General features: G+C 73.3%; 14 protein-coding genes and 1 pseudogene. 9 read left to right on the top strand and 6 right to left on the bottom strand.

Annotated elements, in window-relative coordinates:
* Positions 1 to 110: 110 nt before the first annotated feature.
* The 4 genes from ACFWN3_RS06280 to ACFWN3_RS06295 form a co-directional block, all read right to left on the bottom strand.
* Positions 111 to 1,115, bottom strand: a complete 1,005-nt coding sequence (locus ACFWN3_RS06280; RefSeq protein WP_377644472.1) for a MazG nucleotide pyrophosphohydrolase domain-containing protein — start codon at positions 1,113 to 1,115, stop codon at positions 111 to 113.
* A complete protein-coding gene (locus ACFWN3_RS06285) occupies positions 1,112 to 1,645 on the bottom strand; it encodes a hypothetical protein (protein WP_377644474.1) in 534 nt (177 codons plus the stop codon). Before ACFWN3_RS06285 ends, ACFWN3_RS06280 begins: the two co-directional genes overlap by 4 nt.
* A 44-nt stretch (positions 1,646 to 1,689) precedes the next feature.
* The gene (mfd, locus tag ACFWN3_RS06290; protein ID WP_377644476.1) at positions 1,690 to 5,268 is read right to left on the bottom strand and encodes a transcription-repair coupling factor; all 3,579 of its coding nucleotides are present in this window, start codon (positions 5,266 to 5,268) and stop codon (positions 1,690 to 1,692) included.
* An 87-nt stretch (positions 5,269 to 5,355) separates the two neighbouring features.
* Entirely contained in the window at positions 5,356 to 10,134 is a 4,779-nt protein-coding gene (locus tag ACFWN3_RS06295; protein ID WP_377644478.1) for a PKD domain-containing protein, read from the bottom strand.
* Positions 10,135 to 10,569: 435 nt separating this feature from the next.
* Here ACFWN3_RS06295 and ACFWN3_RS06300 point away from each other — a divergent pair, with 435 nt between their 5' ends.
* The 9 genes and pseudogenes from ACFWN3_RS06300 (at position 10,570) to ACFWN3_RS06340 (ending at position 18,612) form a co-directional block, all read left to right on the top strand.
* Positions 10,570 to 11,322, top strand: a complete 753-nt coding sequence (locus tag ACFWN3_RS06300; protein ID WP_377644480.1) for a CDP-alcohol phosphatidyltransferase family protein — start codon at positions 10,570 to 10,572, stop codon at positions 11,320 to 11,322.
* Complete coding sequence (locus ACFWN3_RS06305) at positions 11,322 to 11,783, top strand: adenylyltransferase/cytidyltransferase family protein (protein WP_377644482.1); 462 nt, start codon at positions 11,322 to 11,324, stop codon at positions 11,781 to 11,783. The genes ACFWN3_RS06300 and ACFWN3_RS06305 overlap by 1 nt, the downstream gene beginning before the upstream one ends.
* Positions 11,780 to 12,922, top strand: a complete 1,143-nt coding sequence (locus ACFWN3_RS06310; RefSeq protein WP_377644484.1) for a DUF1972 domain-containing protein — start codon at positions 11,780 to 11,782, stop codon at positions 12,920 to 12,922. The genes ACFWN3_RS06305 and ACFWN3_RS06310 overlap by 4 nt, the downstream gene beginning before the upstream one ends.
* Positions 12,919 to 14,112 carry a Gfo/Idh/MocA family protein gene (locus ACFWN3_RS06315; RefSeq protein ID WP_377644486.1) on the top strand — a complete coding sequence of 398 codons (1,194 nt, stop codon included), beginning with the start codon at positions 12,919 to 12,921 and terminating at the stop codon, positions 14,110 to 14,112. The genes ACFWN3_RS06310 and ACFWN3_RS06315 overlap by 4 nt, the downstream gene beginning before the upstream one ends.
* Positions 14,109 to 15,011: a hypothetical protein gene (locus tag ACFWN3_RS06320; RefSeq protein ID WP_377644488.1), complete on the top strand. Its 903-nt coding sequence runs from the start codon at positions 14,109 to 14,111 to the stop codon at positions 15,009 to 15,011. Before ACFWN3_RS06315 ends, ACFWN3_RS06320 begins: the two co-directional genes overlap by 4 nt.
* Before the next feature lie 48 nt (positions 15,012 to 15,059).
* Entirely contained in the window at positions 15,060 to 16,202 is a 1,143-nt protein-coding gene (locus ACFWN3_RS06325) for a YveK family protein (RefSeq protein WP_377644490.1), read from the top strand.
* 62 nt (positions 16,203 to 16,264) lie between these two features.
* Positions 16,265 to 16,474, top strand: a pseudogene (locus ACFWN3_RS06330) (hypothetical protein); the annotation flags it as partial.
* An 81-nt stretch (positions 16,475 to 16,555) separates the two neighbouring features.
* Positions 16,556 to 17,491 carry an O-antigen ligase family protein gene (locus ACFWN3_RS06335; RefSeq protein ID WP_377645539.1) on the top strand — a complete coding sequence of 312 codons (936 nt, stop codon included), beginning with the start codon at positions 16,556 to 16,558 and terminating at the stop codon, positions 17,489 to 17,491.
* On the top strand, positions 17,488 to 18,612 hold the full coding sequence (locus ACFWN3_RS06340; RefSeq protein ID WP_377644492.1) for a glycosyltransferase family 4 protein: 1,125 nt from the start codon (positions 17,488 to 17,490) through the stop codon (positions 18,610 to 18,612). Before ACFWN3_RS06335 ends, ACFWN3_RS06340 begins: the two co-directional genes overlap by 4 nt.
* A gap of 108 nt (positions 18,613 to 18,720) precedes the next feature.
* Here ACFWN3_RS06340 and ACFWN3_RS06345 read toward each other — a convergent pair whose 3' ends face one another.
* Positions 18,721 to 23,385: a PKD domain-containing protein gene (locus ACFWN3_RS06345; protein WP_377644494.1), complete on the bottom strand. Its 4,665-nt coding sequence runs from the start codon at positions 23,383 to 23,385 to the stop codon at positions 18,721 to 18,723.
* Positions 23,382 to 24,620, bottom strand: coding sequence for a hypothetical protein (locus tag ACFWN3_RS06350; RefSeq protein ID WP_377644496.1), 1,239 nt, complete (start codon positions 24,618 to 24,620; stop codon positions 23,382 to 23,384). Before ACFWN3_RS06350 ends, ACFWN3_RS06345 begins: the two co-directional genes overlap by 4 nt.
* Positions 24,621 to 24,636 lie beyond the last annotated feature (16 nt).

The raw sequence follows: 24,636 nt of genomic DNA on the forward strand, positions 1-24,636 counted from the left end.
GCGACATGCCCACGACCGGGCCGCTCCATCGGCATGTCGCGCGACCTCGACCGTCGTGGCGCTCGTGGGCGGGAGGCGTCCTCAGGCGGGGAGGCGGCAGGGCGGGGAGGTCAGGTGGAGGGGGTGGAGGTGCGGGCGAGCCGGGCCACGGTCTCGCGCAGGCGCGCCTCGGCCGCGGCCACCCCGGCCCGCGCGCCCTCGACGTCGGCGAGGACCGCCGGGTCGGCCGTCAGCGACCGGCGGCGCAGCCGGGCCAGGACCTTGTCGGCCACCAGGCCCGCCGGCAGGGTCGGGGGGATCCCGTGGAGGAGGTCGTCGGCGACCCGCTCCCCTCCCCCGGAGTCGCCCCCGTCCCCGGGGTCGTCGCCGTCAGGGTCCCCTGCGCGGGAGGCCCTCTCCTGCGCCTTGATCCGCTCCCACGCCTGCTCGACCTCGGCCGGGGTCGTCGCGTCGCCGTCGGAGAAGACGTGCGGATGGCGGCGCACGAGCTTCTCGACGAGCAGCCCGGCCACGGTGTCGATGTCGAAGGCCGCGTCCCCGGCGTCCTCGGCGACCCGGGCGTGGAAGACGACCTGGAGCAGGACGTCGCCGAGCTCCTCGGCCAGGTGGCGCGGGTCGCCGGCCTCGATGGCGTGGAGCACCTCGTGGGTCTCCTCGACGAGGTAGGGGGCGAGCGAGGCGTGGGTCTGCTCGGCGTCCCACGGGCACCCGCCCGGGGAGCGGAGGCGGTCCATCGTCGCGACGACGTCGAGGAGGCGCCCGCCCTGCACGTCCCACGACCCGACGACGACCTCGACGTCCGGGGGCACCTCGAACCGCGAGACCTCCGAGGCGATGGCGTCGGCGAGCCCGGGGTCGCCGTCGGAGGACCCGAGCCAGACGACGGGCAGCGACCCGGCGAGGTCGACGAGCCGGCGGGCCAGCTCGGGCGGCGAGGCGTCGCCGACCTCCTCGACCGGGAACCCCGCCTCGTCGACGGCCTCGGCGAGCGGCTCCTCGAGGGAGCGGGCGAGGCGCACCGACGCCTCGGCCACCGCGCTCCAGGCGCCGTGCGACAGCAGTCCGGGGGCGACCCGGGGCGAGGTGAGGACGAGCCCGAGCCGGCCGGGGGTCACTGCGGGGCGTCGGTGGAGGTGATCCAGCCGGGCTGGGTGAGCTGGACCGACGCGGTCTGCGGGTCGAACCTGCCGTAGCGCGGGTTGATCGTCACGTCGAGGGCGCCGAGTCGCTCCTGGAGGGTCGCGGCGTCGGCCTCGGTGATCTGGCCGCCCTGCTGCGCCGTGCCGATGGCCGTCGCGAGCCGGACGATCTCGAGCGCCCCCTCGCTGGGGTCGGCGAGGCCGCGCTCGGAGGCGGTGCGCCGGGCCACCGAGTCGGAGACGGCGATGCCCTTGCCGGCGAGGAGCTCGAGGACGACGGGGGCCTGGACGAGCGCGGTGAGCGTCCCGCTCGGGCTCAGCGAGGACTGGAGGAGCGCGGGCTCCATCGCGTTGACCTCGCGCATCGTCGTCTGGAGCTCGCTCTCGGAGATGACGGTCCCGTCGACGGTGGCCGCGCGGTCGGCGGACGTGGCACCGCACCCGGTGGTCACGAGCGCGGCACCGAGGGCGAGCACCGCCACGGAGCGGCGAACCGAGAGAGTCACGGGGTGTCCTTCCAGTCGGGTCGGGGGCCGGGTGGGCGCACGGGTCAGGCCCCGGCGGTGGCCACCCGAGCGGCCTGCCCCACATTGTCCATGACGACCGCCCGGATGACGTCACCAGCCCACGTGAGGACCTCGCGGTCACGCAGGGGCTGGCCCGCGACCGGGCGGGTCATCGGCTTGGGCACGAGGACCTGGCGCAGCGCGGGCTTGACGATGGAGCGCGGGTAGAGCCGGTGGAGGCGCAGGTCCTGGCTCTCGCGCAGCTCGATGGGGCCGAAGCGGACGTGGTTGCCCTGCACCGCGATGTCGCCGATGCCCGCCGCCCGCGCCACGGTGCGCAGCCGGGCGACCTCGACGAGGTTGCGGACCGGCTCCGGCAGCGCGCCGTAGCGGTCGAGGAGCTCGGCCTCGATGTCGGCGAGCTGGGTCTCGTCGGCGACGGCCGCGAGCTTCTTGTACATCTCGAGGCGCAGGCGCTCGTGCGGGATGTAGTCGTGCGGCAGGTGGGCGTCGACGGGGAGCTCGATCTTGATCTCGGCCGGCGCCTCCTCGCCGTCGCCGCGGAAGTCGGCGACGGCCTCGCCGACGAGGCGCACGTAGAGGTCGAAGCCGACACCGGCGATGTGGCCGGACTGCTCGCCGCCGAGGAGGTTGCCGGCGCCGCGGATCTCGAGGTCCTTCATCGCCACCTGCATGCCCGAGCCGAGGTCGGTGTGGCTCGCGATGGTCTGCAGCCGGTCGAGGGCCGTCTCGGTGAGCGGCACCTCGGGCGGGTAGAGGAAGTACGAGTAGGCCCGCTCGCGGCCCCGGCCGACGCGGCCCCGGAGCTGGTGCAGCTGGGAGAGACCGAGCCGGTCGGCGCGCTCGACGATGAGCGTGTTGGCGTTGGAGATGTCGAGCCCGGTCTCGACGATCGTCGTGCAGACGAGGACGTCGAAGCGCTTCTCCCAGAAGTCGAGGACGACCTGCTCGAGGCGGTGCTCGCCCATCTTCCCGTGGGCCACGGCGATGCGGGCCTCGGGGACGAGGTCGCGCAGGCGCGCCGCGGCCTTCTCGATCGAGGACACCTTGTTGTGGACGAGGAAGACCTGGCCCTCGCGCATCAGCTCGCGCCGGACCGCCGCCGTCACCGTCTTCTCGTCGTAGCCGCCGACGTAGGTGAGGACGGGGTGGCGCTCCTCGGGTGGGGTCTGCAGCGTCGACATCTCGCGGATGCCGGTGACCGCCATCTCGAGGGTGCGCGGGATGGGCGTGGCCGACATCGCGAGGACGTCGACGGAGGTGCGCAGGGCCTTGAGCTGCTCCTTGTGCTCGACGCCGAACCGCTGCTCCTCGTCGACGACGACGAGGCCGAGGTCCTTGAACCGGACCTCCTTCGACAGCAGGCGGTGCGTGCCGATGACGAGGTCGACGGTGCCGTCGGCGAGGCCGTCGAGGACCGCCTTGGCCTCGCGGTCGGTCTGGAAGCGCGAGAGCGCGCGGACGACGACCGGGAAGCCGGCGTAGCGCTCGGCGAAGGTGTTGACGTGCTGCTGGACGAGGAGCGTCGTGGGGCACAGGACGGCGGCCTGCTTGCCGTCCTGGATGGCCTTGAACGCCGCGCGCACCGCGATCTCGGTCTTGCCGTAGCCGACGTCGCCGCAGACGAGCCGGTCCATCGGGACGGGCCGTTCCATGTCGGCCTTGACCTCGTCGATGGTGCTCAGCTGGTCGGGGGTCTCGACGTGCGCGAAGGCGTCCTCGAGCTCGCGCTGCCACGGGGTGTCGGGGGCGAAGGCGTGCCCGGTCGTCGCCATCCGGGCCGAGTACAGGCGGATCAGCTCGGCGGCGATCTGCTTGACGTACCGCTTGGCCTTGCTCTTCGTCTGGTGCCAGTCGGAGCCGCCCATCTTGTTGAGCGTGGGCTGCTCGCCGCCGACGTAGCGGGTGACCTGGTCGAGCTGGTCGGTGGGGACGTAGAGCCGGTCGCCCGGCTGGCCGCGCTTGGACGGGGCGTACTCGATGACGAGGTACTCGCGCGTCGCCGTGGCGACGGTGCGCTGCATCATCTCGACGAACCGGCCGACGCCGTGCTGCTCGTGGACGACGTGGTCGCCGGGGCGCAGCTGGAGGGGGTCGACCTGGTTGCGCCGCCGCGACGGCATCTTGCGCATGTCCTTGGTCGAGGTGCCCGAGCCGCCCGCCGAGCCGGTGAGGTCGGCCTCGGTGACGACGGCCAGGCCCGCGGCGAGGGCCACGAACCCCGGGCCGGCGGCTCCCGTGGTCACCGTGACGACCCCGGCCTCGAGGTCGGCATCGTCGGGGGCGAGGCGGGCGGTGACCTCGTGCTGTGCGAGGACCTCGGCGACGCGCTTGGCCAGGCCCGGGCCCTCCGTGGCGACGAGGACGGTCCAGTCGTCGGCGACCATCCGGCGCAGCTCGGCGACGGCCTCCTCGGTGTTGCCGCGGAAGGTCGGTGAGGCCTCGAGCCCGAGGTCGAGGGTGTCGTCGAGGTCGTCGGCGGCGAACGGGGTGAGGTCGAGCCACCGGACCCCGAGGTCGCGGGCCTGGCTGCGCAGCTCGGCGAGCGTGCGGAAGCTCGCCGTGCCGAGGACGGTCTGGAGGTCGATGGGCACGCTGTTGCCGCTCGCGGCGTTGGCCCAGCCGGCCTCGAGGAACTCCTGGCTCGTCGCGACGAGGTCGTGGGCGCGGGTGCGCACCCGCTCGGGGTCGCACGCGACGAGGAGGGCGCCCTCGGGCAGGACGTCGAGGAGGGTCTCCATCCCGTCGACGAGCGCGGGGGCGAGCGACTCCATCCCCTCGACGGCGATGCCCTGCGCGAGCTTCTCGAGGAGGTCGACGGCGCCCGGCAGGACGTCGGCGAGGGCGGCGGCTCGCGCGCGCACCGCGTCGGTGAGGAGCAGCTCGCGGCACGGCGGGGCCCACAGCCCGTGCTCGGCGACCTCGAGGGAGCGCTGGTCGGCGACCTTGAACCAGCGGATCTCCTCGACCGTGTCGCCCCAGAACTCCAGCCGCAGCGGGTGCTCCTCGGTGGGTGGGAAGACGTCGAGGATGCCGCCGCGCACGGCGAACTCCCCGCGGCGCTCGACGAGGTCGGTGCGGGCGTAGGCCGCGGCGGCGAGGCGCTCGACGACGTCCTCGAGGGGGACGTCGTCGCCCTGCTGGAGGGCGACCGGGCGCAGCTCGCCGAGGCCGGTGGCGATCGGCTGGAGGACGGCGCGCACCGGCGCGACGACGACCGAGAGCGGTCCGTGGCTGGCGTCCCCGGCCTCGGGGTGGGCGAGGCGGCGCAGCACCGACAGGCGCTGGCCGACGGTGTCGCTGCGCGGGCTCAGGCGTTCGTGCGGGAGGGTCTCCCACGAGGGGAAGTGGCCGACGGTACCGGCGCCGAGGATGCCCTCGAGCGCGGCGTGGAGGTCCTCGGCCTCGCGGCCCGTGGCGGTGACGGCGAGGACCGGGGCGCCCGCTCCGGGCTCGGGGGCCAGGGTCGCGACGACGACGGGGCGGGCGCCGGGCGGGGCGGCGGCGGTGACCTCGGCCCCGGGGACGGCGAGGTCCTCGCGCAGCCGCACGGGACCGGGGAGCGACGCGACGCGCGCGCGCAGGAAGGACAACGAGGCCATTTCTCGCAGTCTAGTCGTGGGGTCGGACAGGACGACGGGCGGTGGGCCGGCAGGGAGCCGGCGTCACCGCCCGTCGTCGGTCGTCCCTCAGGGGGTGCGGACGCGGAACCCGTCGATGGTGAAGACCACCGGGGAGTTCGTCGTCGAGCCCGAGAGGTAGGAGTACATCCCGACGCCACCGGCGACCTGGAGGCCGGCGGTGCTGTCGGTACCCGTGCGGGTCCAGGCGGCCGGCTCGGTCGTCCCGGACTTCCAGATCTTGGCGCGCAGGGTGGTCGGGGAGCTCCCCACCGCCTGCATCCGCACCTCGAACCGGTCGCCGGCCGCGGCGGTCAGCCCCGACACGACGCCGCCACCGGGGACGAGCGTCTCGGTGCCGGACACCGTGCGGGCCAGCCACAGGGACACCGTCCCGTTGGCCGCCAGCTGCACCTTGGCGCGGTAGTCGGTCGTCGCGGCGACGCGCCGGCCGATGAGGCTGATGTACTGCCCACCGCCCGTTGCGACCTTGCTCGCGCCGACGTTGAACGAGACGTCCGAGGACGCCACCGACAGCGCGTTGAGCGAGGCCGTGTAGCCGTTGCCCGCGTTGAGGCTCAGGCTGCCGACGCCGGCGTTGACCGACCACCGGTCGGCCGGGCCGCCCACGGTCCAGGCGCCGCCGACATCGGCGGTGCCCCAGCCGTTCGCCACGGTGCGACCGAAGTCGTCCCGGGCGAGGAAGGGCGGTGCCGTGGTCGTCACCGACGCGGTCTCGGTGTCGGTGGCGCCGTCGTCGTCGGTCACCGTGAGGGTGATCGTGTAGGCGCCGGCCGAGCCGTAGGTGTGGGTGGCCGTGGCGGAGGCGCCCGTGGTGGCCGGAGTCCCGTCACCCCAGTTCCACGAGTACGACGCGATGGTGCCGTCGGTGTCCGTGGAGCCCGAGCCGTTGACCGAGACCACCAGGTCGTTGACCGTGGTGGTGAACGCGGCCGTCGGGGCCTGGTTGGCCGGAGGTGCCGTCACCGTGAACGTGGCCGTCTCGGAGTCGGTGGCGCCGTCGTCGTCGGTCACCGTGAGGGTGACCGTCTTGGAACCGGCCGTGGTGTAGGTGTGGTTGGCCGTGGCCGTGGCACCCGTGGTGTCGGGCGTGCCGTCACCCCAGCTCCACGAGTACGACGCGATGGTGCCGTCGGCGTCCGTCGAGCCCGAGCCGTTGACCGACACCGCGAGGTTGTTCTCGGTGTGGGTGAACGCCGCGGTGGGCGCCTGGTTCGGCGGCGGGGCCGTCACCGTGACCGTGGCGGTCTCGGTGTCGGTCGCGCCGTCGTCGTCGGTCACCGTGAGGGTGACCGTGTAGTCGCCGGCCGCCGCGTAGGTGTGGCTGGCCGTCGGCGTGGTGACCGCGGGGGACCCGTCACCGAAGTTCCACGAGTACGACGCGATGGTGCCGTCGCCGTCGGTGGAGGTGGAGCCGTTGACGTTGACCGTCAGGTTGCTCTCGGTGTGGGTGAACGCGGCGGTGGGCACCTGGTTCGGCGGCGGGTCCGTCGCCGTGACCGTGGCGGTCTCGGTGTCGGTGGCGCCGTCGTTGTCGGTCACCGTGAGGGTGACCGTGTAGGCGCCGGCCGTCTCGTAGGTGTGGCTGGCCGTGGCCGAGGTCCCGGTGGTCGGCGAGCTGCCGTCACCCCAGTTCCACGAGTACGACGCGATGGTGCCGTCGCCGTCCGTGGAGGCCGAGGCGTTGACCGACACGGTGCGGAGGTCCTCGGTGTGCGTGAACGACGCGTTCGGCGCCTGGTTCGGCACCGCTCCACCACCCTTGGCGAAGTGGTCGGAGACCGTCGCCGGGCTGAGGACCGAGGAGTAGACCGCGGCCTCGTCGATGGTGGCGGCGAGGAACGGGCTGCAGCAGCCCCAGTGGTTGTCGCCACCGACCCGCCAGAAGCCGTCGTACGCCTGGGCGTCGGTCTGGCCGTTGGTGCCCACGAGCACGCCGTCGACGTAGAGCTTCATGCCCTCGGTCGTGTTCTGGGTCGCCACGACGTGGTGCCACTGCCCGTCGTTGACGGCGTTGTCGGTGGTGATGGTGTTGGTGAAGCCGGTCCAGACACCGAAGGTCAGCCTGCCGTCGTTGTTGAGGTAGACGTGACGGTCGTAGCAGCCCGAGGTCCCGGTCTGGGAGCACCCGAACCCGATGATCTTCCCGCCGCTGGTGGACGTCGTCTTGAACCACGACTCCAGCGAGTAGGTCCGCGGGTTGCTGTACACGGTGTTGGAGGCGACGAAGCCGTCGTTGCCGTTGAAGGCGACGGCCTTGTTGGTGGCCCCGTCGAACGCGCCGGTCTGGCCCTGGGTGTAGCCACCCTGGTAGATGCCGTTGGACTCGTTCGGACCGGAGTCCTTGGCGACACCGTTGGTGTCACCCAGGCGCCAGTACAGGTCGGGGTTCGCGTCCCAGACCGCCTGGCCGTAGGCGTCGGTCGGACGGGTCGGGACGTCGAGGGTGCGACCGCTCGCGCGGTAGTGGTCCTGGACGGCCGTCACCGGCAGGGTCGTCGGGTACAGCGCGACCTCGTCGATGTCGCCGGCGAAGTAGGCGTTGCCGTCCCACGGGCTGTCACCGCCGATGCGCCAGTACCCCTGGTAGGGCTGCGCGGCGGAGGTGCCGCCGTTGGCCCCGACCTTGCGGCCGTCGGCGTAGAACGTCAGGCCGGCCGGGCCCATGGTGCCCACGACGTGGTGCCACTGGCCGTCGTTGAGCGCGCCGGGCGTGCTCACCGTGTACATGCCGTTGTTGTAGACACCGAAGGTCACGCGCCCGTTGGGCGACATGTAGATGTGGCGGTCGTAGTTGGTGCTCGTGCCCGTCGCGTTGTTGCCGAAGCCGACGATCTTGCCGCCGGAGGTGGTCGTGGTGCGGAACCACGCCTCGACGCTGAAGACGTTCGGGCCGTCGACCGGTGCGGAGTTGACCGCGTAGCCATCGGACCCGTTGAAGGCCGTCGAGCCGTCGGACTCGCCGATGATGGCGCCGGCCTGGCCGCGGGTGTACCCGCCGGACAGGGTGGCGTCGTCGAAGGCCGCGTAGTCGAGGACGGTGGCCCCCGAGCTCTCACCGAGGCGCCACAGGTGCTCGGCACCGTCGTCGCGCACCGACGTCGCGTAGGCGCTGGCCGCACCGGTGCCGACGGTCACGGTGTTGGACACCGGGCTCCACAGGATGTTGCCCGAGGAGTCGGTGATCCGGACTTGGTAGCGCACGGAGCTGCCCGGGGTCAGGCCCTTGTCGATGAAGCCGACGCGGGGCAGGGTCCAGAAGTTGGACTTCACCTTCTGGGTGTCGACCCAGGTGTTGTTGTTGCGCAGCACCTCGTAGGTCAGCTCCTCGTCGTCGTAGTCCCAGGCCGTCCCGAAGGAGACCCGGACCTCGCCGGCCGACAGCGAGACCGCGGAGGTCGTCGGCGTCGGGGTGGCGGGGACGGTGGAGTAGGACGGGCCGACCTTGTTCGGGGCGCCGGCCTTGGTCCGGAAGCGCGTGATGCCCTGCTGCGCGACGCCATTGACGCGCGGGAACTCCCCACCGACGACGACCCACTGGCCGTCGGGCGAGGTGTCGATGGCCCAACCGGCCTGGCGCGCACTGGTGTACGAGCCGAACGCGAAGTTCGGGTACCAGTGGAGGTTCCCTGCGTAGGCGGTTCCGAGCAGGCCATAGGTGCTCGCCCATCCGTACACGTCGTCACGGGTCTGGACACCGGTCGGGTAGGTCGTCTGTGCTCCGGCCTTCTGCCAGCGCACGCGCGGGTTGGTGTCCGGGAAGCTGCCGATGACGGTGCAGTCGTGCTGGTGCGACACGTTGTAGAGCACCTGCCCGACGGGCGCGATGTCGTAGGTGTCGCCGAGGCAGTCGCTCTGCCAGTTGATCTGGCCGGTCATCGGGTCGAGGGCGAAGGTGCCCTCGTAGGCCGCGCCCGCGCCGAACGCGTAGCTCGTGCCGTAGACCTGCGTCGCGTCGCTCTTCAGCGCGGTGATGGCGCCGTTGGCCCCGGCGGTGCGGATCTTCTCCTGGGCGGGCCAGGGGTTGATCGTGCCGTCGAGGTTGATCGAGCCCATGCCGTAGGCGGCCTGGCCGGCGAGCGTGGTGAACGAGCCGCCGGGGATGACGCGGGTGCGGTCGGGCGACATCGTCATCGTCCAGACGTAGCCGCCGGCGGCGGCCGGCGCCCACGACGTCATCGCGCCGTTGCTCGTCTGGAACGCGGCGAGGCGGGTGCGGGCGATGCCGTTGGCCGAGGTGAAGTTGCCACCGGCGTGGACGGTCGAGGCGGTGATGCCGAGGCCGCGGACCTGTCCACCGATGTTCGGCGCGAAGCCCGCGATAGCGGCACCGGTCGCCGGGTTGAGCGCGGCGATGTGGCCGCGGGTCTGCCCGGCGGCGGTCGTGAAGTCACCGCCGACGTACAGGCGCGTGTTGTCGAGCGAGGCCCGGATGACCAGGCCCTGGGCGTTCAGGCCCGGGTTCGTCGCGAAGCCCGCGACGCGCGCACCGGTGGAGAGCTGGTACGCGAAGATGTTGTTGGCGACGACCTCGCCGGCGCCACCGGCGGCGACGCCCGGCGGGCGCGCGCGGGTGAACGACCCGGTGACGTACACGACGTCACCGATGATCGCCTGGCTCCAGACGACGCCGTTGACCTGCCAGCTGGGCAGGGAGTCGGCGGTCACCGTCGGAGGCGGTGGGTCCACGGCCGCGGCGAGCGCGGCGGGGGCGGCCTGGACCGTGGCGGCCTGGCTCTGGGCGGGTACTGCGGCGACAGCGAGCGCGGCGACCGACACGGCGATGGCGCCCCGTCGAATGGCGGCGCGCAGCGGCGAACTGCTCATATGGATTGTCCTTTGTTAGGCCGCCCCTGCGGCGGCCGGCGTGTCTCCCTGCGTGCGACGATGGACCAGGGGCTCCCGTGGGGGAGGCCTTCGCCGCGACACACTCGGGACACCGGCGCTGGCGGGTCTGGGGGACCCACCGGGACGCGTGGCGACCCGAGATACCCGACACTGTAGGCGTCAGGGGGGTCCCGGCATAGGCGGTTCGACGAAAACCCGCAGGCCACAGGGCTGCGCGAACGGGCGGGCGACGAAGGATCAGCCGAACGGCCGATGCGAGGGGGGCCGACCGGACGAACCGCACGGACGAACTGGCGCGCCTCACGGCGCGAGCCGTAGCCTCGACGGACCGCGTGCGATGCAGCCAGGTCGCACGCGGTTCCGTTTTTTTGACAGCCAGCCAGGGGAGGCGGTGACGTGGGACAGGAACACCTCGTGGACCGGGGGCGGGGGGAGGCACTCACGGTCCGCGTCGCCCTCGAGCGCCTCAAGGCCGCGCAGAAGCCGTCGGCCGGGACGCCCCTGTACTCGCGCATCGTCAACCGGCCGGTGGGACGGGTGTTCGCCGCCGTCGCCGCCACGTCCGGGCTCGGCCCCAACGCCGTGTCCCTCATCAGCTCCGCCTTCTCGCTCACCGGGATCGCCCTCGTCGCCTTCGGGTCGCCGTCGGTCGCGCTGGGCCTGCTCGTGGCCCTGCTCCTCGTCGTCGGCTACGCCCTCGACTCCGCCGACGGGCAGGTCGCCCGCCTCACCGGCAAGGGGTCGGTCACCGGCGAGTGGCTCGACCACATGCTCGACGCCGTGAAGATCGCCTGCCTCCACGCCGCGGTCGCCTGGAGCGCGCTGCACCACGCGCAGACCACGACACCGGTCGCCATCGCCCTCGGGTTCGGGATCGTCGCGTTCGTCACCTTCTTCGGCATGATCCTCACCGACCAGCTGCGGCGGGCCGCAGGAGTGCCGAAGGCCGAGGCCGCCTCGACCGGCTCCGACCTGCTGCGGGCGCTCGTCGTCCTCCCCAGCGACTACGGCGTCCTCTGCCTGGCCTTCCTCCTCTTCGGGCTGCCCACCGCGTTCTACACGGTGTACGGGCTCCTCGGGGCGGGCACCGCCGTCCTCCTCGTCGTCGCCGTGGCGCGGTGGCACGCCCAGCTCCACCACGTCGACGACGCCCGAAGGAGCTCGTGATGACCCAGACCCGCGGTTACGTCCCGGGTGTGTTCGACATGTTCCACGTCGGGCACCTCAACCTCATCCGCGCCGCCCGTCCGTACTGCGACCACCTCATCGTCGGCGTCGTCACCGACGAGGTCGTCGAGGCGGTCAAGGGCAAGCCCCCGGTCGTGCCGCTGCGCGAGCGGATGGAGATCGTCGGGGCGCTGCGCGACGTCGACGAGGTCGTCGTCGACGTCCACCGCGACAAGTACGACTCGTGGCAGGACCTCCGCTACGACGTCGTCTTCAAGGGCGACGACTGGAAGGACTCCCCGAAGGGCCAGAAGCTCGAGGCCGACCTCGCGGGCGTCGGCGCCCGCGTCCACTACTTCCCGTACACCCGGAACACCTCGAGCACCCTCCTGCGCGAGGTCCTCGGGACGCTGTCCGAGGAGGTCACCCTCCTCGTGGCCGACCACGAGCGAGCCCCATGACGGTCGTCCACGTCCTCGGCACCCACGGGGTGCCGGCGGCCTACGGGGGGTTCGAGACGGCGGCGCAGGAGGTGGGGCTCTTCCTGCGCGACCGCGGCTGGGACGTCCACGTCTACTGCCAGCTGCCCGGTGAGGGGCCGACGACCACCGACGAGTGGCACGGGCTCACCCGCGTCAACGTCCACGAGCCCCGCGAGGGCTGGCGCGGCACCGCCGCCTTCGACCTCACCTGCGTGCGCCGCGTCCTCGCCGAGGCCGGCCCCGACGACGTGTGCCTGACCTTCGGGTACAACACCGGCGTCTTCAACGTCGCCCAGCGCCTGCGCCGGATCCCGAACGTCATCAACATGGACGGGATGGAGTGGACCCGGCGGCGCTGGGGCGTCCTGCGCCAGGGCATCCTCCTCGCCAACGAGCGCTTCGCGGGCCTCGTCGGCGACGTCATCGTGGCCGACCACCCGGTCATCGCGCAGTACCTGCGGCGGCACTTCGGGGCCTCCCGGGTCGACACCATCACGTACGGCGCCCACCCCGTCGACGCGGCGCCGACCGCGCCCGTCGAGGCCCTGGGCCTCACCCCGGGCGGCTACGCGACGATGGTGTGCCGGCCGATCCCCGAGAACTCCTGCCTCGAGATCGTGCGCGCCTGGTCGGCCCGACCCCGGGGCATCCCCCTCGTCGTCCTCGGGACCTACCAGGACGACGACCCCTACCACCGCGAGGTGCGTGCGGCCGCCGGTGACGAGGTGCTCTTCCTCGGCGCGATCCACGACCCCGAGGTCGTCGGGTCGCTGCGCCGGCACGCGCGGATGTACCTCCACGGCCACACCGTCGGCGGCACCAACCCGTCGCTCGTCGAGGCCATGGCGGCAGCCAACCCGATTGTGGCACACCGGAACAAGTACAACACCTGGGTGGCGGGCGACGGCGCCCTCTACTTCTCCGACGAGGTCGAGCTCGACGCCCACCTCGGGGCGACGCTCGACGCGCCGGAGGTCCTGCGGGACATGGGACGCACGGTCCGCGACCGGTTCGACTCCGAGTTCACCTGGGAGCGCATCGGGTCGCAGTACGAGCAGGCTCTCCTGCGGGCGATGGCCCGCAGGGGCAAGGGACGGAAGGCACGGATCTCGCGATGACGAAGGTCGCACTGGTCGGACTCGGGAAGATGGGACTGTCTCACCTGTCCCTCATCCGCCCCCTCCCCTCGGTGGAGGTGGTGGGCGTCTGCGACTCCACGGGGTACGTCCTCGACGTCCTCGGGAAGTACACCGGGGTGCCGACCTTCACCGACTACTCCGAGATGCTGCGCCGGGCCGAGCCCGACGCCGTCATCGTCGCGACCCCGACCCACCTCCACGGCCCGATGGTCCGCCAGGCCCTCGAGCGCGACATCCACGTCTTCTGCGAGAAGCCGCTCGTCCTCGACCCCGTCGAGGGCGACGACCTCGTCCGGCTCGCCGCCGAGCGCGGCCTGGTGACCCAGGTCGGCTACCACAACCGACACGTCGGGACCTTCGCCGAGGTCCGGCGGCTGCTCGACCTCGGCGCGATCGGACCGGTTCGCGGCGCCCTCGCCGAGGCCTACGGGCCGGTCGTCGTGCGCCCGCCGGGACGCTCGTGGCGCAACCGCGGCGGGATGGGCGGCGGCAGCCTCTACGACTACGCGGCCCACCCGCTCGACCTCCTCACCTGGTACCTCGGCGAGCCGCTCGGGGTGAGCGGTGCCCGCCTCACGAGCATCCACTCCCCCGAGACCGACGACGCCGTCTCGGCGACGATCGCCTACCCCGAGGCCACCGCGACGCTGTCGGTGAACTGGTCCGACGAGTCGCAGCGCAAGATGTCGACGCGCATCACCCTGTGGGGCGAGGCCGGCCGGATCCACGTCGACCGCCAGGAGGTGCAGGTCCACCTCAACGGCCGCGGCGGCGTCCCCGACGGCTACGAGGTCGGCTGGAACGTCAAGTACGGCACCGAGCTCACCGCCGCCCCGACGTTCTACGTGCGCGGCGAGGAGTACTCCACCCAGCTCGAGGAGTTCGTCGGGCGCGTGGAACGGCGCGAGACCGAGGGGTTGTCGACCTTCGCCAGCGCCTCGGTCACCGACCGCGTCATCGCCGCCATCCGCGACGCCGACGCCGTCCCCGTGCGCCCGCTCTCCGGCACCGACGGCAGCGCCGTCCCGCTCTCCCCCGCCCGCCCCGCCAGCACGGCTCGTCGCACCCGGGCGGCCGTCGCCCTCGCGGCGACCGCCGCCACCGCCGCCGGCCTCGAGGCCGCCCGACGGCTCGTCCGGCACGCCCGGTCCGACAGGAGGACCCGATGACGACCACCCCCGCCACCCCGGCCGTCCCGGTCCGCCGGCTCGACCGGCTGCTCTTCGGCGACAACCAGTTCTTCGGCGTCAACCACATGTCGGAGGAGAAGGCCCGCTCCCAGCAGCTGCGCTTCCAGCGGATCGACTCGGTGATGTCGGTCCTCGACGCCGCGCGCGACGAGGGCATCAACACCTTCATGTGCACCACGCACGACCGGGTCGCCGAGATCTGCGACATCGTGCGGGCGAACCCGACGGCCTACCCCGACATGGTCTTCCACCCGTGCATGCCGTACGCGCACAAGTACGCCAACGCGGTCACCGAGGACGGCTTCCTCGGCGCGATCCGCCGCTTCATGCCCGACAGCGGGGTCGTCGGCGCCGCCCTCAAGGGCACCCGCTCGCTCGCCGCGAAGGACGTCGAGGGCATCGCGACCCTCCTCATCGACGCCGAGCTGAAGATGTTCGAGGGCCTCGACACCCCGGTCGTGTGGATGCAGAACGTCATCGTCGACCTCCTGCTGGGCCTGGGCTTCCTCGACGCGTTCCGGATCTTCGCCGACCACGTGCGCTCCAGGCACGGGGCCGAGCCGGGCTTCATCACGATGAACCTGCCCCAGCTCCTCGACGCCCTCGAGACCGTCGGCGTCGAGAACCCGCTCGTGTGCTCGAACATCAACAAGCTCGGCTTCCGCATGTCGGGTGGGGTGGAGGGCTACCTCGACGCCCTCGAGCGGCGCCCCTTCCGGGCCGTCGCGATGTCGGTCTTCGCCTCCGGCGCCATCCCGGCCGAGGAGGCGATCGAGTGGGCGTGCGGGCTGCCGAACCTCGAGTCGATCGTGTTCGGGGCGTCCAGTCGTTCCAACATCGCCCACACGGCTCGCCTCGTCGAGCAATACTGGTCGTAGCGGAGCCGGACCTGTGGCCTCCGACGAGCGGACAGGCACGACGACGCGATGACCGAGGTACTGACGGTCGGGGCCCTGGGCTCGACCCTGCTCCGGCGCTGGAAGCTCATCGCGCTGCTCGCCGTCCTCGGTGCCGTCGCGGGCACGGCCTACGGGGTCGTCAGCCCCAAGGCCTACACCGCCAAGGCGGTCCTCATCGTCATGGCCGGCGCCAGCGACCAGAGCGGCTTCTACCAGGCCGCGCAGTTCGCCGAGAAGCGAGCGGCGACGTACCCGACGCTCGTCACGGCACCCGAGGTCGTCGACGCGACCCGTGAGTCGCTCGACCTCCCCTACACCTCGACGGCACTGCTCGGGATGGTCACGGCGACCAACCCCACCGACACCCCGGTCGTCGAGATCGCGGCGACGTCGCCCTCGCCCACCGAGGCCAAGGAGATCGCCGACAGCATCGCCGACAACATCGCCGACTACGCGATCGAGCTCGAGCGGTCCGGGGCGCGCAACACCTCGGTGACGATCCAGAAGGCGGTGCCGGCGCGCGAGCCCACCTCCCCCACCTCCCCCTCCTCGACGATCCTCGGCGGCCTCGGCCTGCTCGCCGGCGGCGCGTTCGGCGTGCTCGTCGCGCTCGTCCTGCGCTCCATCCCGGCCCGGCGTCGCGACCCCGCCGCCTCGGGTGCCGAGCGCGGCTCGCTCGCCGGGACGGCTCCGGCCTCCGCTCCCGGCTCGGCCTTCGCTGCCGGCTCGGCCGCCGCGACGGCCACCACCGCCGCATCGAGCCGGTGGTCCCTGAGCCCGCGCCGCACCGAGGCCGGGGACGAGCCGAGCTCGCCCGAGCGCCCCGAGGCGCCCCGGACCGCCGAGACCGCCTGGGCGACCGAGCCCGACCGGGCCCGTCAGCACGACGAGCCCACCGCGGCCGAGCAGCACGACGAGGGCGCAGCGTCCGAGGACCACGCCCGCGAGCGCGACGACGAGCCCGGTGACGTCGACCGGTCCCCCGAGCCCGACGAGTACGACGGGTCGGACGACGAGGACGACGACGGCGCGGCGGCCCGCGACGACGGCCGCCGGGGTCCGCGCGCCGCCCGGCGCCCGGCGACCACGGTCGGGGCGCCCACGGTGCGCCTGGCCTCGAACGGTTCCCCGGCCCGTGAGGGAGCGCGGTCGGCCACCTGGTCGCGATGACGACCCGGAGGTGGCCCCACGCCGGGGCCCTGCTCGTCGCCTTCCTCGCCACGTGCGCCCAGGTGCCGTGGCGCCCCGACAGCCTCTACGCCGGAGGCGCCGACCCCGTCGTCGTCGCCAAGGCCGCGCTCACCCTCACCGCCCTGGGCATCGGGGTCCTCCTCGTCCGTTCCCGCACCGAGCGCTACCCCGTGCCGGCCGCTCCCTTCATCTGGGTGTCGGCCTTCCTCGGGTGCAGCGTCCTCGGTGCCGCCGCCGACGGGCGGCTCGTCCCCACCGCCGTCCTCGCCGTCCGCGTCGTCCTCGTCCTGCTCATCGTCGCGGTCCTCGTGCGCACCTACGCCATCCGCGACGTGCTGCACGCCTTCGTCGTCACCTTCGCGATCCTCGTCATCGCCGCGACCCTGACGACCCTGGCCCTCGGCACGACCGGACGGCTCCACGGCGGCCTGCCGCCGCTCCACGCCAACGAGCTCGCCTCGCTCACCGTCATCTGCCTGCTGTGGGTCGTCGGGCGGCTCTTCCGGGGCGAGGACCGTCCGTGGTCGCTGCTCTTCGTCCCCGCGTGCATCGCGATCGTCGTGCTGACCCAGTCGCGGACGTCCCTCATCGCCGGCGTCACGGCCCTCATCGTGCTCGCGCTCTTCGCGACGCGCGTCCGGGTCGCCGTCGCCGCGGCCGCCGTGTGCATCCCCCCGGCGGTCCTCGCGCTCGTCGTGCTGACGCCGGTCGCGGGCCAGCTCGTGACCCGGGGCGAGGACACCCAGCGCCTCACGACGTTCGCCGACCGGCTCTACGCGTGGAAGGCCGCCATCGCCCCCGGCCAGAGCTTCTCGCACCAGTGGTTCGGTGGAGGGCTGTCGCAGAAGACGATCCAGGTCACCGGGCAGCCGTGGACCGAGCAGGTCCTCGACAGCAGCTGGGTCTCGGCGCTCGTCCAGGCCGGGTGGGTCGGGCTGGTGATCGCCATCTCCTGGGTGGTGGCGACCGGGGTCGCCCTCCTCGTGGCGCGGCGCGAGTGGCGGGGCGTGCTCCTGGCCCTCCTCGTCTTCCTCGCGATGCGCGGCTTCCTCGAGAGCGGCCTGTTCGACGCCACGACCTCGTTCATCGTCCTGTGCATCCTCGCCTTCGCCTCGGTCCTCAAGCGCATCCCCGGTGAGGGGCTGTCCGAGCTCGTGCCCGTCGACCTCGCCGAGCCGGTGCCCGCCGACCCCAGCCGGGTGCTTCCCCCCGCGACCGGTGCCGGGCAGCCCGTCGGCGCCGGGGCGCGCGCCGGAGGGCCTGCGTGAGGGTCCTCGTCGTCAACCCGGGGGCCGACGTCTACGGGTCCGACCTCCAGATGCTCGAGAGCGTCGTCGCGGTCGTCGGCGCCGGCCACGACGTCACCGTCGTCACGCCGGGCCCGGGCCCGCTGCACGAGCGCCTCGCCGCCGCGGGCGCCGCCACGCACGTCGCGCGCTACCCCGTCATCCGGCGCGCCTACCTCTCCCCCACCGGGCTCGTGCGCCTGGCCGCGGAGACCGCGCGGGCGCTGCCCGCCCTGCGCCGCGTGCTGCGCGCGACCCGCCCCGACGTCGTCTACGTCAACACCGTGACGATGCCCTGGTGGATCCTCGCGTGCCGGGTCGCCCGGGTGCCCGTCCTCGTCCACGTCCACGAGGCGGAGGACGCCGACCCGGGCCTGGTCCGTCGCGCGATGGCGGCCCCGCTCCTCGCTGCCACCCGTGTCCTGTTCATCTCGCGCACGGCCGAGCGCGCCGCCCTCGAGGTCCTCCCCCGGCTGGCGGAGCGGTCCGTCGTCGTCCTCAACGGGGTGCCCGACCGTCCAGGCCCCCCGGTCCCCGCCCCGTCCGCCCCGCCGGTCCGCCTCGCCCTCGTGAGCCGGCTGTCCGAGCGCAAGTCCCAGCACGTCGCCATCGAGGCCGTCGACCACCTGCGGCGCGCGGGCCGCGACGTCCACCTCGAGCTCGCGGGCACCGTGTACCCCGGCAACGAGGCGTACGAGGAGCGGCTGCGCAGGGAGGTGGCGCAGCGCGGCCTCACCGACCACGTGACCTTCAGCGGCTACGTCAGCCCGAGCTCGGCCGTGTTCGACCGCTGCCACGTGGCGCTGTCCCTCTCGGTGCGCGACGCGCTGGGCAACGTCGTCGTCGAGGCCCAGCTCGCGGAGCGACCCGTCGTCGCGACGGCCGCCGGTGGCCACCTCGAGAGCATCGTCGACGGCGCGACCGGCCTGCACGTCCCCTCCGACGACGCCGAGGCCGTCGCGGCCGCCGTCGCCCGGCTCGTCGACGACCCGGAGGGCGCGCGGGCGATGGCCCTGGCCGGACGGGAGTCCGCCCGCACGACCTTCGGCGTCCGACGCTACGGCGAGCGGGTCGTCGAGACCCTGGCCCAGCTCACCCGCTGAGCGGCTCCTCCGGGGGCCGGCCACGTGGCTCTCCGGCGACGGGTGCCGACCCTGGGTCCGGCCCGTCGCTCCCTGCAACCAGGGTGCGACGGGCCGGGGTTCAGGGGGTCACGGCTGCGGCGGACCGACCCAGAGGTCGTCGTGGCGGAAGACCACGGGGGCGTTGGTCGCCGACCCCGACACGTAGTCGTAGAACCCGACCGACCCGGCCGCCTGGAGGACGGCCGTGCTGTCGGTGCGCGAGAGCAGCCAGGCCGTCGGCTCGGTCGCTCCCGTCCACACCTTGAGGCGCACCGTCGTGGGCGAGGTGCCGGTCGCCTGGACCCGGACCTTGAGGACGGTGCCGGGGGTGTAGGTCACACCGGTGACGGTCGCCGAGCCCAGCGCGGTCTCCACGCCGGCGTCGACCCGGGTGACGTAGGCGGTGACCGCGCCGGTGCTGCCGAGGAGCAGCTTGCCGCGGTACTCGGACCCTCCGGCCACCGATCGGGCGATGACGGAGACGTACTGCCCGCCGCCCGTGGGCGCCTTGTCGGTCGTCACCGTCGTCGTGATCTCGGTGTCCTGGATCGCGACCGAGGTCAGCCGGGCCGTGGCGCTCGCGCCGACGCCGAGGTTGACCGTGCCGAGGCCGCCCGCGACGGAGTACCGGCTCAGCGTGCCGCTGAGCGTCCAGGCGCCACCCTTGTCGGCGGCGCCCCAGCCACCGGTGACCGTGCGGCCGAACGCGTCGCGGGCGGCCGAGGGGTCACCGACGACGGTCACGGAGGCCGTGGTCGAGTCGGTGGCGCCGAGGCCGTCGGTGACCGTGAGCCGGACCGTGTAGGTGCCGTCGGCCGCGTAGGTGTGGCTCGTCGTGCGACCGGTGCCGTTGGTGCCGTCCCCGAAGTCCCACGCGTAGGACGCGATGGCCCCCTCGGCGTCGGACGACGTCGAGGCGTCGAGGCCGACGACCAGGCGGTCGACCGAGCTCGTGAAGCGGGCCTGCGGGGCCGCGTTGGCCGCCACGGTGACCGGCTTGGTCAGCGTGGCGCTGCCCCCGCGGTCGTCGGTGACCGTGAGCGTGACGTCGTAGGTCCCGGCGGTCGCGTAGGTGTGCGACGCGGTCGCGCCGGTGCCGTTGCCGCCGTCGCCGAAGTCCCACGCGTACGAGGCGACGGAGCCGTCGGGGTCGGTGGAGCCGGTGCCGTCGACGGACGCCGTGAGGAAGTCCGAGGAGGACGTGAAGGCCGCGGTCGGGAGGACGTTGGCCGGTCGCGTCACCGTGACGCTGCGCGTCGTCGATGCCGTGGTGCCCTGGTCGTCGGTGACCGTGAGGGTGATCGTGTACGGACCCTCGGTGGCGTAGGCGTGCGAGGTCGTGCGGCCGGTCCCGGTGGAGCCGTCGCCGAACGCCCAGGCGTAGCTCGCGACGGAGCCGTCGGGGTCGCTGCTCGCCGAGGCGTCCACCGCCGCGCTCAGGCCCGTGGGCGTGGCCGTGAAGGAGGCCGTGGGGGCCTGGTTCGCGACGACGGTGACCGAGGTCGAGGAGATGGCGGTGGCCCCGCGGTCGTCGGTGACGGTGAGGGTGACCGGGTAGGTGCCCGCCGCCGCGTAGACGTGGGTGGGCGCCATCGCGGTGCTCGTCGACCCGTCGCCGAAGGTCCACGCGTAGGACGCGATCGTGCCGTCGGGGTCGGAGGACGTGGAGCCGTCGAGCGACGCCGTGAGGAACGCGCTGGACGACACGATGCGCGAGGTCGGCGCCTGGTTGGCCATCGCCCGACCGCTCGCCGTGTAGTGCGCGCCGACGACCGAGGCCGGGATGGCGGTGGTGTAGACGGCGACGTCGTCGATGGTGCCGGCGAGGTAGGTGCTCGTCGTGCCGGCCCAGCAGCGGTCGCCGCCGGCCCGCCAGTAGCCCGTGTACGAGGCGGCGGTGGTCGTGGGGTTGGTCCCCCGCTCGACGCCGTCGACGTACAGGCGCATGCCGTCGGCACCCTGGGTGGCGACGACGTGGTGCCACGCGCCGTCGTTGTACGCCGCCGGGCTGACGATCGTCTGCTGCCCGTTGCTGCTGACGCCGAACATCAGCTTGCCGTCGTTGCGCATGCAGACCATGCGGTCGTAGTTGCTGCTGAGCGCGGACGTCCCCGAGCTGCCGAACCCGACGAGCCGGCCACCACGGGTGGTCGTCGTCTGGAACCACATCTCGGTGCTGTACGTGGTGGGAGCACCCCACGCCTGCTGGGAGACGACGGACCCGCTCGTGCCGTTGAGCGTCACGGCGGTGTTGCTGCCGCCCACGGCGCCGGGACGGCCGTAGGCGGAGACGCCTGCGTACGTCGCGTCGTTGGCCGAGCCCGAGGAGTCGCGGGCGAGGGAGCCGCTGGCCTCCCCGAGGCGCCAGTAGGCGTCGGGACCGTCGGCCTGGACCCGCGCACCGTAGGTGTCGGTCTGGGCCGCCGGCGTCGGGTCGGTGCCCGTGACCGCGGTGTAGTGCGTGCGCAGCGTCTGGATCGGCAGCGCCGAGGTGTAGACGGCGACCTCGTCGACGGCGCCGGACAGGGCGGCGTCGGTGGGCCGGTTGCCCAGGCCCGAGGTGCTGTCACCGAGGACGCGCCAGTAGCCGCGGAAGGCCGGGCCGCCGGTGGCGGTCTGGCTCCGGCCGGCACGACGGCCGTCGATGACGATCGTGCTGCCGCCGGCGTCGACGACGGCCGCGACGTGGTGCCACGCGCCGTCGTTGACCGACTGGGCGGACGTCGTCGTCACCAGCGAGTTCGCGGCGTTCTTGACGCCGAGGTTCACCCGGCCGTTGTCGCCGAGGTAGAGCGCGAGGTCGTAGCTCGAGGACGAGTTGGACGACGAGCTGCCGAGGCCGATGATCCGGCCACCGCGGCTCGAGGTCGTCTTCACCCACGCCTCGAGCGTCACGGCCGCCGGCTTGGGCTCGGCGAAGGCGGCGTAGGCCTTGGGGTTCGAGCCACCCGAGGACTGGAGGGCGCCGCCGGCGACCCCCGTCGTCGTGCTGGTGCTCGCGAGGGTGAGGTCGGTGGCACCCGCGGCGTCGAGCGAGGGCGACGTGCCGTTCTCGAAGCGCCACAGGTGCTGGGCGCCGTCACCACGGACGAGGGCCGAGTATGCCGACGGGGTGGTCGAGGACACGGTGACCGCCGCCGACTTGTTGCTCCACTGCACGTTGCCGGTGGCGTCCTTGACGCGCACCCTATACGTGTGGCTCGCACCCGGGGTGCGGCCGGTGTCGGTGAACACGAGCGGGGGCAGCTTCCACCACACGCTCGAGGAGGTCACCGAGCCGATCGACGGCCCGTTGTCGCGGTAGACGTCGTAGGTGAGGGTCTCGTCGTCGCGGTCCCACGTGGAGTTGAAGCGCACGCGCACCTCGCCCGCCTCGGTCGAGGTCGCGACGGGGTCCATGCCGGCGAGGTAGATCGGCTTGAAGGAGTGCGGGCCGACCGACTTCTTGAGGAAGCGGACCAGGCCCTGCTGGGCGGTGCCGTTGACCGTGGGGAACTCCCCGCCGAGGACGAGGTAGTCGCCGCTGCCCTCGACGGCCCAGGCCGCCTGCCGGTCGGGGGTGTAGGAGCCGAACTCGAGGTCGGGGTACCACTGGCGCAGACCGGCGAAGGCGTAGCCACGGAAGTCCCACCCGTAGGCGTCGTTGCGGGTCGTCATCCCGGTGGCCTCGGTCGAGGAGGCCATCGCCTTCTGCCAGCGCGAGCGCGGGCTGGTGTCGCCGAAGCCGTCGATGACCGAGCAGTCGTGGGCGTGGGCGACCGAGTACAGCGAGCCCTGGAAGGACTCGACGTCGTAGGTGTCGCCGAGGCAGTCGTTGACCCACCGGATCGCCCCGCCGTTCGGGTCGGCGGCGAAGGTGCCCTCGAAGCTGGCTCCCGAGCCGAAGGCGTACCCCGACCCGTAGACGTTCGTCGCGTCGGCCTTCAGGCTCGTGATGCCGCCGTTGAGGCCGGCGGTGCGGATCTTGGTCTGCGCGGCCCACGGTCGCGTCGCGCCGGTGGCGGCGTCGAGCGCGCCCATGCCGTAGGCGGCGGTGCCGTTGAGCGTGGCGAACGAACCGCCGGCGATGACCTGGGTCTGGTCGGGGCTCATGACCATCGTCCAGACGTAGCCGCCGGTGCCGGCGGCCACGGGGGCCCAGTCGGTCATCTGCGCGTTGGAGACCCGGAAGGCCGCGAGGTGGGTGCGCGTCGCGCCGTTGGCCGACGGGAAGTTGCCGCCGACGTAGACGGTGTCGGCCGCGACGGCCAGGGCGCGGACCTGGCCGCCGATGTTCGGGGCCCAGTTGAGCAGCGCGCCGGTGGCCGTGCTGAACGCGGCGACGTGGCCGCGGGCGATGCCGTCGACGGTCGTGAAGTCACCACCCACGTAGACCCGCGACCCGTCGGCCGAGGCGCGGACGACCAGGCCCTGCGCGTTGAGCGCGTGCGAGAAGTTGCCCACCGGGTTCCCGGTGGTGACGTCGTAGGCGAAGATGTTCTGCGCCGCGATCTCACCCGCTCCGCCGACGGGCACACCCGGCGGCCGGGCCCTGGTGAAGCTGCCGGTGACGTACACCGTGGTCCCGACGACCGCCTGGCTCCACACGACGCCGTTGATCTGCCACGTGGGCAGGGCGTCGGCGCCGACGGTGTCGACCGCGACGGGCTCGTCGGCGCTGGCGGCGGGCGCCAGGGGGACGACGAGGCCGAGCGTCACGACGAGCGCGGCGAGCGCGAGGCGCCCGACCCGGGGGATGAGGTGTGCGTTCATGACTGGCCTTCTGAACGGTCTGCGCCGGGGGTCCGGAGCACGACGGTGCGGACGAGGACGCCACTGAGGACGGGGCCGACCGCGAGGACGAGGGGGGTGAGGGGCGCCGCGAGACCGATCGGGCCGAGGGCGAGGGCGAGCAGACCGGTCCCGACGACGACGTCGAGGGCCCGCAGGCCGAAGACCGCGCGCTGGCTGCCACGGGTGACGGCGAGGCTGGCGAACGGCTGCATCGTGGCGGTGGCGGCCGCGAAGAGCGCCCACCCCGCGACGGTGACGAGGTGGACGTCGATCGCGCGACCGACGGCCAGGGGGGCGAGGAACGGGGTGAGGGCGGTGACGACGACGCCGAGGGCCACGGCGGTGCCGGCCATCGCGAGGCTGGCCCGGCGGGCTCGCGCGCGCAGGACGTCGAGCGGGAGCGCGTGGTCGCGGGCGTAGGTGCTCAGCAGGTACGAGCCGAGCCCCTGGACGACGAGGAGGGCAGGTGCGCCGAGGATCCGGCCCGCCTCCACCTCGCCGAGGGCCACGGCGCCGGTGGCTCCGAGGAGGACGAACCGGCTGATGGTCAGGCCGGTGGGGGTGAGCGCGACCTGGGCGCCGCGCCATCCTCCGAACGCGATGACCTCGCGCAGGGCCGCCCCCCGGAGGGGGACGAGACGCCGCTCCGCCCGCGGGAGCACCGCGAGCGCGACGACGATGCCGGCGGCCTGGCCGACGGCGACCGACAGGAGGAACGAGCCGACCCCGATCTCCTCGACGAGGAGCAGGCTGAGCAGGGTCGTGGCGACGGCGACGCCGTCGACGACGAGGAGGGTCCAGAAGCGCTGGACCGCCATGAGGACCCGGCGCAGCACCTCCTCGACCTGGAAGGCGGCGGTGGCCACGGCGAAGAGCACCGCCTCGCCGCCGGTGAGGACACCGGTGAGGTCGAGGACGAGCGCCGCCCCCACCGAGCCGGCGAGGGTGACGACGACGAGCCAGGCCTGGAGCGCGGCGCGCACCCGGCGGTCGTGGCGGTCCAGGACCGTGAGCGAGTCGCCGACGAGGCCGCTCGTGACCGCGGTCGTGAGGATCGTCGTCCCCAGGCAGAGCGAGATGGTGCCGAGCCCCGAGGCGCCGAGGGCGTGGGCGGCCACGACCTGGAGCGCGAAGCTGCCCGCGGCCTGCGCCAGCTGCGCGAGCGCGGCGGCGAGGGCGGGCAGCCGGCGGAGACGCCCCGGGAGGGACGCCACCCGACCGACGGTGGGG

This window comes from Oryzobacter terrae (genome assembly GCF_042756445.1).
In the GTDB taxonomy this organism is placed as follows: Bacteria; Actinomycetota; Actinomycetes; order Actinomycetales; family Dermatophilaceae; genus Oryzobacter; species Oryzobacter terrae.